Source organism: Oceanospirillum sp. (genome assembly GCF_982874595.1).
Genome location: NZ_CEYNZH010000002.1, coordinates 156339 through 166753, shown reverse-complemented (window position 1 = coordinate 166753; position 10415 = coordinate 156339). Strand labels below are relative to the sequence as shown.

Annotated in this window: 7 protein-coding genes; 4 read left to right on the top strand and 3 right to left on the bottom strand. The window is 50.7% G+C overall.

What is annotated here, in order from left to right; translation table 11 throughout:
* Positions 1-72: 72 nt before the first annotated feature.
* Entirely contained in the window at positions 73-1449 is a 1377-nt protein-coding gene (locus AC4GL5_RS02075) for a xanthine/uracil/vitamin C permease (protein ID WP_490381124.1), read from the bottom strand.
* A gap of 469 nt (positions 1450-1918) precedes the next feature.
* Here AC4GL5_RS02075 and AC4GL5_RS02070 point away from each other — a divergent pair, with 469 nt between their 5' ends.
* The 4 genes from AC4GL5_RS02070 (at position 1919) to AC4GL5_RS02055 (ending at position 8081) form a co-directional block, all read left to right on the top strand.
* The gene (locus AC4GL5_RS02070; protein WP_490381123.1) at positions 1919-2188 is read left to right on the top strand and encodes a hypothetical protein; all 270 of its coding nucleotides are present in this window, start codon (positions 1919-1921) and stop codon (positions 2186-2188) included.
* 116 nt (positions 2189-2304) lie between these two features.
* Positions 2305-3696, top strand: a complete 1392-nt coding sequence (gene ppnN / locus AC4GL5_RS02065) for a nucleotide 5'-monophosphate nucleosidase PpnN (protein ID WP_490381122.1) — start codon at positions 2305-2307, stop codon at positions 3694-3696.
* A 98-nt stretch (positions 3697-3794) separates the two neighbouring features.
* Complete coding sequence (locus tag AC4GL5_RS02060) at positions 3795-4109, top strand: hypothetical protein (RefSeq protein WP_490381121.1); 315 nt, start codon at positions 3795-3797, stop codon at positions 4107-4109.
* A 231-nt stretch (positions 4110-4340) separates the two neighbouring features.
* Positions 4341-8081: a PAS domain-containing hybrid sensor histidine kinase/response regulator gene (locus AC4GL5_RS02055; RefSeq protein ID WP_490381120.1), complete on the top strand. Its 3741-nt coding sequence runs from the start codon at positions 4341-4343 to the stop codon at positions 8079-8081.
* Here the strand turns inward: AC4GL5_RS02055 and AC4GL5_RS02050 are convergent.
* Positions 8078-9280 carry an aminotransferase class I/II-fold pyridoxal phosphate-dependent enzyme gene (locus AC4GL5_RS02050; RefSeq protein WP_490381119.1) on the bottom strand — a complete coding sequence of 401 codons (1203 nt, stop codon included), beginning with the start codon at positions 9278-9280 and terminating at the stop codon, positions 8078-8080. The genes AC4GL5_RS02055 and AC4GL5_RS02050 overlap by 4 nt on opposite strands.
* Positions 9277-10296 carry an adenosylcobinamide-phosphate synthase CbiB gene (gene cbiB / locus AC4GL5_RS02045; RefSeq protein ID WP_490381118.1) on the bottom strand — a complete coding sequence of 340 codons (1020 nt, stop codon included), beginning with the start codon at positions 10294-10296 and terminating at the stop codon, positions 9277-9279. Before cbiB ends, AC4GL5_RS02050 begins: the two co-directional genes overlap by 4 nt.
* Positions 10297-10415: the final 119 nt, after the last annotated feature.

Here is a 10415-nt window from a genome sequence, read left to right as displayed (position 1 = left end):
GATGAGGTTCATCGGGCGCTGTAAAAAAGTGTCAACTTATATCAGGACTAGACACCTATTGAAGGTGCATGATCAGTCTACCGAAGCAGCATCCTCTTCAACATGAATCGCCTCATCATCTTTAACGGCGTTTTTGGTGCGGTGCTCGATCAGGAAGTACAGAACCAGACCAACACCCAGACCCCATGCAGCACCGTGCACCGACAGTACCACGCCCATGATACCGGCAACCCCCATAGAAGTCGCACTTTCAATCTGCTCTACCGCTACCGCAATACACAGATAACCTGTGATGATCAGAGTGATTGACAGTGCAATCGGCAGAACCGGCTTGAACAGCGTGATCAGAGGTAGAACAAACAGAGCAATAAAGCCTACGATCCAGAATACACCAGCACCTGAATAGATCGTATCCATCGCGCTGCGGCCATAACGATAACGCTCAGCAATCGTAGCCATCGCACCAGTAAACAGAGGACCTGCAAGACCAGGGTATGGAGCAAAGAAAGAGTGCATCAGGTTACGGATACCTGTCACCAGGTGAACACGGTCAACATCAACTTCAATTTTCTCATCCGGACGCAGGTGGTCAACACGACTCAACAAACTCTGCCCCACAATGATGTCACCAAACGCAATGATATACGCGATGATAGCGGTAGGGATCGCCGCAATGAACAGATCAATACCCGGCATACCGATGGTGAACGGCAGGTAATCCCAGATAGCTGCAAAGTTCGGTGCCGAAATGCCCATTTCCACTTCAGGCAGTTTGTACTCACCTACACCCCAACCGATCGCCATCGCAATCAGCATACCCGGAACCATGCCGTAACCAGCGATGGTTTTAGCCCAGCGATGCTTCTCAACCCAGCCACGGAAAGACAGTGAGAACAGAACATAAGCAGTAATCAGACCACCAATACCCAGAGAGATCGGTGTATTGTGCAGACGACCACCATCAACAATCTCACCACTGATTGCAGCAATACCGGCACCCAGCAGGATCCCGGCTTTAATGGAATCCGGGATCGAATTAACCAGCTTGGAGCCCAGACGGGTAACACCCATAAAGAGGAATACCGCAGTAACAACTAATTGCAGTGCAACCAGAGCTTTGATCGCATCAGGACCAGGCTCAAACCCGCCAATAAAGAGCAGAACAACAGGAATGGCCGGAGTAATCCAACCTGGTACAAAAGGAACCCCTAACAAGTTCGGCAACATAAAGCCGATACCGCAGATCACGACATAGGCCAACGCCACATCGTAAGGCAGGCCTAAGTATTTCTGCAGCAGGGGAATCATTGCCATGCCGACAACGAACATCACCATGCCCTGAACGGTTTCAGCCAATTCCCAACGGTAATGGATAAAAGGTAGTCGAATTTTGAATGGGCCCGCAGCCCAATACGGATGTTCTTCTCCGTGATTACGTTTTAATAGCACAGTTACACCTGTTAATTTTCAATTTGTTTTTTTGGTTTACAGCCCATGCCTCAGCTGATTTGTCGTTATGGTTATTCAGCGCGGCTTGGCATGTTGAGTGCTTTTTACTTGCTTTTCGCACGCGCAACATATTAGACCTTGGTCAGAGACAAGCGTGACTTTTAAGTCATATTTCACCAATAAAAATCAATGACTTAAAAGTCACAAACCAACCTACCAACCGGAAGTCCAGTACGGGCATAGCCCCCCTTGTTTTCAATCAATCGTTTGACCCATCACCAGATACCACTAATTGGGAAAGGCGTTATTCGACTAAAAGATAAGATCCTCATTTCAGGCATTGAGGCGCTGTGCTTTCATTTCAGGCCAATGTTATGCTTATGTCATAGATTGCTATTAACATCTTATGAAACAGCACGTTAGCAACTCTGCTGCCATAATGAAGAAGACAACCAACCAAGAGGCCATTATGCAAACCTTTAGCCAGCGCGCAGATCAACTTGCCGAAGTACTGAAACAGCTAGAGATGCAGGCTGACGAATCACAATTGTTTGCACTGGGTTATATCATTCCTCAGCTGACACTGGTCGCTGAATATGTAGAACCTGAGGATGACTTTGATACTTGCTTTACCCGCTGGTTACATCAGGTATTTGCCGATGACAATATGAACAGCGAAGATCAACAGGAAATATTACAGCTCTGGCAGCAGGCTCTGAATATAGCGAACCCAAAATAAGCCGGGGCCTTTAACACGAGTGAACATCCGTTTAAGACCGGCTTAATACCAGGCACACAACGCCACTCAAAACTGAAGGGTGTCAGGGCAGGGCTGCAGGGACAGGAGATAACATCATGACATCACATAAAAACACTCAGGGTATTGATACCCGACTCTCTCCAGAAGGTAGTCTGGAGGTTCTTTCTCAGACTGAAGTCAACCGCCTGAAATGCACCTCGGAAAACGGCCAATATGATCTGCTTCGCGGTTGTGCTCTTGCAGTCCTTAACTGCGGCAGTCATACCGATGACAGCAAAGCCATACTGGAACAGAACCAAGCGTTTGATATCGAAGTACTGCAGCAGGACCGGGGTATCAAAATTCATCTGACCCAAGCTCCGGCATCTGCATTTGTTGACGGCGAGATGATCCGAGGCATTCGTGAACACCTCTCGTCCGTACTGAGGGATATTGTTTATGTCAGCAGCGAAGTACAGCACAACAGCCGCTTTGACCTGAATGACTCCGAAGGCATCACTAACGCTATTTTTCATATTTTACGTAATGCCGGCACCCTCAAGGCTAACCACATACCGGATATGGTGGTTTGCTGGGGTGGACACTCTATCAGCCGCGAAGAATACCGCTATACCAAAGACGTTGGTCATGAGTTAGGGCTGAGGGAGCTTAACGTCTGTACCGGCTGCGGCCCCGGTGCCATGAAGGGCCCAATGAAAGGTGCAAATCTTGCTCATGCCAAACAGCGGATTCAGAATGGTCGTTATTTGGGCATATCAGAGCCGGGTATTATTGCAGCAGAATCCCCCAATCCGATCGTGAACGAACTGGTGATCATGCCGGATATTGAAAAGCGTCTGGAAGCGTTCGTGCGAGTCGGGCACGCTATTATCGTCTTTCCCGGTGGAGCCGGTACAGCCGAAGAGATACTCTATCTGTTAGGCGTTCTGCTGAACCCGCAAAATGATGACATACCTTTCCCGGTTATTTTTACAGGCCCGGAGAGCAGCCGCGATTACTGGCAGCAGATCAATCAGTTTATTGGCCTGACACTGGGCTATCAGGCTCAACAGCGCTATAAGATCATTATTGATGATCCTGCCCGGGTTGCCCGCGAAATATCCCATGGTATTACCGAAGTGGAAAAATCACGCCGTATCAGCAGCGATGCCTTCTACTTCAACTGGCGCCTGAAAATCAGCCCAGAATTTCAGCAACCTTTTGAGCCAACCCATGACAACATGGCCGCACTGAATATTCGACTGAATCAGCCAACGCACCTGTTAGCTGCTGATCTGCGTCGCGCATTTTCAGGAATTGTTGCCGGTAACGTAAAAGCCCAGGGAATTACAGCTATCGAACAGTTTGGCCCCTTCCAGATCAATGGTGACGAGGAGATCATGGCACCTCTTGACGCACTGTTACAATCTTTTGTGCAACAACAACGCATGAAACTCCCCGGAACAGAGTATAATCCTTGCTATGAGATTGCTAAGGACAGTGAATAACACGCATGTAGTTTCTGCCTGTTGCGATAAAAAAAGATGAAGGATAAGGAAAGAGATACAGAGGTATTATGCCCCTGTATTGATGTCTGAGGTTTTCAATGCAAAACATGAGAAAGCTGAAGGAAGATGCCCTTCGGCGAAAGCAAGAGTTCGAAGAAAACAAACGTAACGAAGAACTCCAGAAACAGAGAAAGATGGCTGGTGGTCGCCCACGTCCTCGTCCTGACAGACGCGGTTCATCTGCTCAGGCCCGTAGTGGCCGGGGTAGCGCCAGCCAGCAGCGCCGGAACGTTCCGGCGGCGCGCCCTCAGATGAGAAAAAAAGCCAAGAGAACTCCAGCACGCTGGGTTGTTGATACCCTGCTGGTACTGGGCACCCTGATCGTCCTGGTGATGCTGTTTAACCCGTACTAGACAATGATCTGCCATGCTGTTGAAAAGCCGGAACACTCTGTGTTGCGGCTTTTTTTTGTTTAATCAATTGGCTCATTTATCCTGAGCGATAAAAACCAGCTGTTTTTGCTCGGTTTACCCTCAACATCTTCTTTAGCATTCATTTCTTGCAAATACATCTTAACTTGCTTTCCGTCACCAGTTGGCTAGTATCAGAATGAACTCTGGATTCCTACCGATGGAGATATCCTGTTGCTGGCTTATCTGATTCTCGCCACATTTGTGGGACTGACCGCTGGTGCCTGGATACAGTCAAAGCGCACCTCATCTGGCCCCAAGCTTTCGAAAAACAGCACAAGATCTGCTCCCTCTTTCGGGCTAACAGAACAATCTGATTTTTCCGCCATTATCAATACCACGGTCGATGGAATTATCTCCACTGACCAGTTCGGTAATATCACACTATTTAATCCGGCAGCGGAAAAGATCTTTGGCTACCAACAGCAGGAAGTGCTTGGCAAACCCATTTCAATGCTAATGCCCGAGCCCTTCAGCAGTCATCATCAGCATTATATGGAGGGCTACCTTCAGAGACAGAAAGGTACCGATGATGATTTAAGCACCGGACACCCAAAAGCCCCGTTGACACAAAGCGTTACTGATTCCGGGGCTATGGGCACAGGGAGAGAGCTTGCGGGCCTGCGCAAAAATGGTGAGCAATTCCCCATCTATCTCGCGGTTAATCAGGTCCGGAATCAGGACAACCTCTTTTTTACCGCAATTGCTCGGGATATCAGCGAACAAAAAGCCGCTGAACAAGCCCTGCAGCAGATGACCGATTACTTTACCGCCCTGCTGAACAACTCCTCAGAACTGATGGCTATTCTCGATCCTGAAGGCCACATTCTGGTGGCCAATAAAGCGGCTATGAATCTGATTGGATGTGACCATTCCGCTGTACTGGGAAAGCTTTTTTGGGACTCCCCCTGGTGGTATCACGATAAAAGCCAGCAAAACATTGTCCGTGAAGCCGTTGAAAAGGGCGCGAAAGGCATCCAGTCTCACTTTGAAGTCATTAATATCAACAGTGAAGGTGAAATGGTCTGCATCGACTTCACTCTAACCCCCATCACCAATGACCGGGGAGAAGTGATTCTGCTATTACCGGAAGGCGTGGATATCACCCCCATTAAACAGGCCGATCAGAAACTGGCCGATACCCTATCGGAACAGCAGGTCATTCTTAACAGTCAACCCAGCGGTCTGCTAAAGCTCAGTGCTGACAACACACTGGAATTCGCCAACAAACCGTTTCTGGATGCTTATGATCTGCCCGAGTACCTTTGCGAACCCGGAACACCAATGCGTGACGTTTATGAGTTTATGGCGGAACGGGGTGACCTTGGAGAAGGCGACAAAAATACCTTAGTACAACAGGCTCTGGAAAACCTCAGAAAGCATAGCTCAGGGAAATTTCAGCGCTTTCTGGCAACAGGCAAAGTGATCGATATTTATTGTACCGACACCAGCAATGATGGTCGCATTCTGACACTGGTGGATATCACCGAGCAGACAGAATCCCAGAACCGACTGAAGCGCATGATGGAACTTAGCCCGGTAGGAGCGGCTATCATGAGTCATGACGGCAGCATCATTTACTGCAACGACCCTATGGTTAAGATGCTGTGCTACAACAAGAGTCAGCTACTGGGCATGAAAGCCGCGCAGATCTTCAAAGATCCGCAGGATCACCAGGATCTGGTCTCTCAATTTAGTCAAGAAGAACGCATACAGGACTTTGAGGGCCGCCTGGTGACCGCAAACGGAGACATTCGCTGGGGACTGATCTCTGTTTACCGTACCTTGTTTGAAGGCCAACCAGCCTATTTCACCTGGCTGTACGACATTACACAACGCAAAGAGGCTGAACAGGCTCTCAAAGAAGCTAAGGAAGCCGCAGATAAAGCCAATCGTCTGAAGAGTGACTTTCTGGCTAATATGAGCCATGAAATACGCACGCCCATGAACGCCATTATTGGCCTTAGCCAACTGGCAAAAGAACACGATCCGGACTCGACTCAGGCATCTTACCTGACCACGATTCATCAATCCGCTAATAACCTGCTGGGCATCATCAACGATATTCTCGACTTCTCCAAAATCGAAGCCGGTAAATTATCCATCGAACAGACAGCCTTTGATCTGGATGAAGTTATTGAACATCTTGCCCGTATTGTCAGCCTGAAAGCGGAGGAGAAAGGCATTGAACTGCTCTTTTCTTTCCCGAACAGCATTCCTCGACTTTTGATCGGAGATCCGCTGAGACTAGGTCAGATTCTGATTAACCTGTGTAACAACGCTATTAAATTTACCGATTACGGTGAAGTTATGGTCAGCGCAGAGGCGGAACCGCTGGACGACCATCAGGTCACTCTCAATATAGAGGTCACTGATACCGGGATCGGGATGGATGCAGAACAGATTGCCAGTCTTTTCCGTCCTTTCACGCAAGCAGATGCATCCACAACCCGACGTTTCGGTGGTACCGGGTTGGGGCTGGCCATCAGTAAGCACCTGACAGAAACCATGGGTGGACAGATGACAGTTACCAGTCAGCCCGGCCAAGGCAGTTGCTTCCGCTTTACCGTCGTTTGCACACTGCAGTCTGATACGGAGCAGAAACCAACCCGACTGGAAAAACTGCCAGCACTCAAGGTTCTGATCGCAGATGACAACCAACACGCCCGTGAAATTCTGCAGAAAATGATCGAAAGCTTTGGCTATACCGCTGACCTGGTCTGTGACGGCCGCCAAGCCCTGAACAAGCTCAACCAGGCGCTGACAGAAAACGCCCCCTACGATCTGGCCTGTATCGACTGGCAGATGCCCGAACTGGACGGTGTTGAGACTCTGGCCTGCTATCACCAAAAAGCAGGGGCAGAGCATACCAAAAGCATTATCATCAGTGCTCATGGCCGCCAGTCCTACAGTTGGCTGAAAGAGCAATCCGGTATCGACGAACTCATCACAAAACCGATGAACCCCTCGACGTTACTGGATACTATCGCAGATCTCTTTGGCTACCAGCCAACGGGAAGAAAAGAGCGTCAGAATCAGACTGTTGATCTGGAAATTGAGCTGGCCCGTATTTTCGGAGCCGAAGTACTGGTTGCAGAAGACAACCTGATCAACCAACAGGTTGCCCGTGAACTGCTTGAGCAGCGGGGTATGAAAGTAACACTGGCCAATAATGGCTGGGAAGCCGTGGAATATCTGCGAGAAGGCTCTTTTGATCTGTTACTGTGCGATATTCAGATGCCCGTCATGGATGGTTATGAAGCCACACGGAGTATCCGTCAGGATCTCGGACTGAAAGATCTGCCCATCATCGCCATGACCGCAAATGCCATGTCCGGTGATAAAGAGTTATGCACAGAAGCAGGCATGAATGACCATATCAGCAAGCCCGTCGACCCCAATATTTTAACCGCTGCGCTAGTGGAGTGGATTCCAACAAAAGAGATCAGAGAAGAAGACGTCGAAATGAGTCAGCTAACACACCATAACCAAAGAGATTCTCTTATTAATAGTCTGGCCGATGACCAACTCTGGCTTAGCACCATTCCAGGTTGCCAGCTTGAGCATGCCCTGCAGAAAATGGGAGATATGCCGGATCTTATGGTGGATCTCCTGAATGACTTCCAGACAAACTATCAGGATATTTTACCCACGCTGGAATATCTGATCAGCGATATTCACAGTCAGAATGCCGGCTTTGACGAGAGCACTCTCAGAACCCTGCATACGCTTAAAGGACTTATGGGCACCTTCGCCTTTGAAGAGGCCGAAAAAGCCGCGGAGGCCCTAGAAGCGGCAGCGAAAGAGGGAAACACAGAACAGGCCCTGCAAAGTCTGGCTCAGTTAACCCAATGCCTGGGACCGATCCAGCAGTACCTCAGTGAGCACCTACCGAAACAGGCCGCCGACAGCTAACGAGCAGGATGCCCCATAGTCGCCACATAGCCTGTCAAAGCCACCTTAAGCCTTATCAGTTGCTCGCCCTCCCCTGGTAAGCCTAACCGAATCCTTCCGGTATGCGGGAATACCCGGATCCAGATACCTTCGACCGCCAGCCATTCCTGCAGTTTTTTGGCGGCAGTTTCGCCACCTGTCAGTACCAGACTGACAAAGAGTGGCGTTTGCCCCTGATCAGCACACAAGAAATCCTCACGAAATAACGTCTCTTCATTGAGATGCCTATCAGTAGGCTGCCGGTCCGATATCTCTCTGAAACCGGGAAACACCTGATTCAGAAGAGTGCGCAAGGCTCCGCTTTGCTGATCCAGCTTTTTCCGGGCCGCTCGTTGCCACTCCAGATCCTGCAACATCTGCTCCGTCAGCCAGGCCGTTACCCCACTCAACGGCCAGGGCCCTGTCATCATTTTCAGCGCCTCAATCACAGAATCACCCGCCAGCACAAAACCACTGCGGATACCCGCCAGACCGAAAAACTTACCGACAGAACGCAAAACGATTAACGAATCACAGGCAGCATCAGACACACTGAGTTCTTGCTGCTCATCGGTAGTGAAAGCATCAATAAAGGCTTCATCCACCACCAGCCAACCGCTTTTTGCCCGTAACGCATGATGACAGGCTAAAAGGGTATTCCGGTCAAACAGCTGACCGGTGGGATTGTTCGGATTGATCACCACCAGCACATCACACTGCGCGGCAATGCCGATCAGTGCTTCCGTTGAATCCGCCCGATAGCGATACACAGAAAACCCGTTTTTCTGCCAGCACCAGGCATGTTCCTGATACCCCTCATCCGGCACCGCCACCCGTTTTTCCGCGCGGTCCATAGCCGTACTGCCATACAGCCCCGGCAGCAGCTCGATCCCCTGCTGGGAGCCGTTTATCGGCCAGAGGTTCTGCTGCCGATAATAACTGGCGGCAGCCGTCAAAAGTGGCCCATAGCCATCCGGCAACTGCTGAAAACAGCTCGGGGGAATATCCGGCACGGGATAGGGCTGCGGGTTAAGTGCCGCCGACAGATCCAGCCAATGATCCACCAGCGGATAACGCCGTTTCGCGCGCAGCAGATCTCCGCCGTGTTGTGGTGTAGCCATAGGTGGCAAGGGTGCCAGCCATGGGTTCTCAGCAGAAGGTATCGTTAGCCGATAACTCACAGAATCCCTCCCTGACCGGAGCAGAGATAAACCACCCAAACACTGACACTTCCCAGCAGGAGCCAGCTGAACAGCACCCGCTGAACCAGATTTCTTGCAGCCCGAAGATCCCCGGCCTGCGGCTCTTTACCGGCTCCCAGCAACGGACGCTCTTTCCACTGACCGTGATAGGTATCCCCGCCACCCAGCTGTACCCCAAGCGCCCCGGCTCCGGCAGCCATCACAGGCCCGGCGTTGGGGCTTTCCCACTGATGACTCTGCTTGCGCCAGCAGTGCAGTGCCGTCTTCATCCCCTGAAAACCATGGGGGCTGTTCAGGGCATACAACAAAGCTGAGATCCGGGCTGGCAGCAGGTTCAGCAGATCATCAAAACGGGCGGCCGCCCAACCAAAACTTAACAGGCGCTCGGTCTTATAGCCCCACATCGCATCCAGAGTATTTGCCAGTCGATACAGCAGCACTCCGGGGGCACCGGCCAGCAGGAACCAGAACACCGCCGCAAAGGCGCTGTCGCTGCCGTTCTCAAGGCCGGATTCTATCGCTGCACGGGTAACCCGCATCTGATCCATATCGGAGGTATCCCGGCTGACAATCCAGCCGACATAAAAACGGGCTTTAGGAAGATCCCCCTCCAGCAGCGGCTGCTCGATCTGAGCCAGATGCTGATCCAGACTTTTCGCACCCAGCGCAAAATAAAGCACGCCTCCCTGTAGCAGCAGATGTAATAGCAGTAAGTACCCGCTACCACTTTCAGCTTCGGGTAGAAGCAGCATCAGTCCAAGAGTAAATGGCAGAACAGCGATGACCAGAGCGATCAGCCCCAGCAGGCGCTTGCGGGCAACCGGTAATTGGGCACTCCCCGTCTGGCGATCCGCATTAAGGGCTTTTTCCAGCCAGCCCACCAAACAACCGTAGCCCACCAAGGGATGCCAGAAAGGGACTTCACCAAAACGCCGGTCCAGCCACCAACCCAGCCATAGGGCGAAAAAAATAATCTCCGGGGCGTAAAGCGCCATATCAGCTCCTGCGGTTTGAACCCGTGCTTTATCAAAGTGAAACAGAGATCCGGATTAAACGCTTATCCGGTTGAACGGCTGAGTCTGAGTGACCACCCACCGATAAAAAATGCGCTATC